Origin of the sequence: Nocardia paucivorans NBRC 100373 (genome assembly GCF_000308675.1) — a bacterium.
Classification (GTDB): Bacteria; Actinomycetota; Actinomycetes; order Mycobacteriales; family Mycobacteriaceae; genus Nocardia; species Nocardia paucivorans.
This window is the reverse complement of the sequence record NZ_BAGE01000100.1, coordinates 1-1171: the sequence shown is the minus strand read 5'-3', so window position 1 is coordinate 1171 and position 1171 is coordinate 1. Positions and strand designations below refer to the sequence as shown.

General features: G+C 64.0%; 1 protein-coding gene. It reads right to left on the bottom strand.

From position 1 onward, the window contains the following. Positions 1-98: 98 nt before the first annotated feature. The coding region (locus ON32_RS23450; protein ID WP_040793189.1) for a beta-ketoacyl reductase at positions 99-1171 on the bottom strand (1073 nt) is incomplete at its 5' end.

Below are 1171 nucleotides of genomic sequence, written 5' to 3'. Positions count from 1 at the left end.
TCCCCGCGACCGGTCCTCCAACTCTCGAATATGACGGTTGGCCGTGCGCAGGTCTCCGGCGAGTTTCTGTAGCGAGCGGGTAAGCCGTTCTTCCATGCTCATGCCCGACCAAACTCCTCATCGATCAGATCCAACAGCTCGCTGCCGGAATATGCCGTGAAATCCGTATCGTCATCGCCCTGCCGGTGGGCATCGGAATGGGCCCGCAGACGGTCACCGATATCGCGCAGTGCGGTAACGGTTGCCTCGTCGTCGCCGGCAGTGGCAAGAATGCGTTCGACCATCGCTTCCAAATGCGCCAGATCGTCGGAAGTGGATCCGGACACGGACGTGGCGTCGGGTGGTTCGGCGGTGTTCTCGGGGGTCAGATGGTCGTAGAGATATCGGGCCAACTCGGACAGGGTCGGATAGTTGAACACGAGCGTCGGTGGTAATTCGAGGCCGGTCGTCCTCGACAGTCGGTTCCGCAACTCCACACTGCCCAACGAATCCAAACCGATCTCGTCGAATCCTTTGTCCGGCCGAATATCCTTGCTCGACGAGTAGCCCAGAACGGCGGCAGCCTGGTCGAGAACGAGATCGAGCACAGCCTGTTCTCGTCTTTCCTCGGGAATGTGGGCCAATTCGAAGACGCGCGATCGCCTGTCGGGTGCGACTTTCTGCGCGGAACGCCGCATGAACCCGAGTAGTGGCGCGGGGACGCCGGCGGTATCGGTTCCCTGGCGTAGGGCACTTCGGTCGAAGCACATCGGTACCGGCGTCGCGGCGCCCACGGGGGTCAACTCGAGACCCGCAACGGTGTCGAACAGCCGGAGGCCCTCCGACTGTGATAGGGGACGCAACCCCAACCGGGCCAGCCGGGACACCCCCCTATCGTCGAGGGTGTCCGTCATACCGCCCGACCCTGTTTCCGTCCGCTCCCACGGGCCCCATGCCGGCGACACCGCGGGCAGCCCCTCGGCACGCCGCCGGGCGGCCAATGCGTCCAGGAAACCGTTGGCCGCTGCGTAGTTGGCCTGACCGGCCGTTCCCAATACCCCCGCGGCCGACGAGAACATCACGAAGGCCGACAAATCCATCCCCCGTGTCGCCTCGTGCAGATTCCATGCCGCATCGACCTTCGGCGCCAGGACCCGATCCACCTGTGCCTCGGTCAATGTTCGAACTGTCG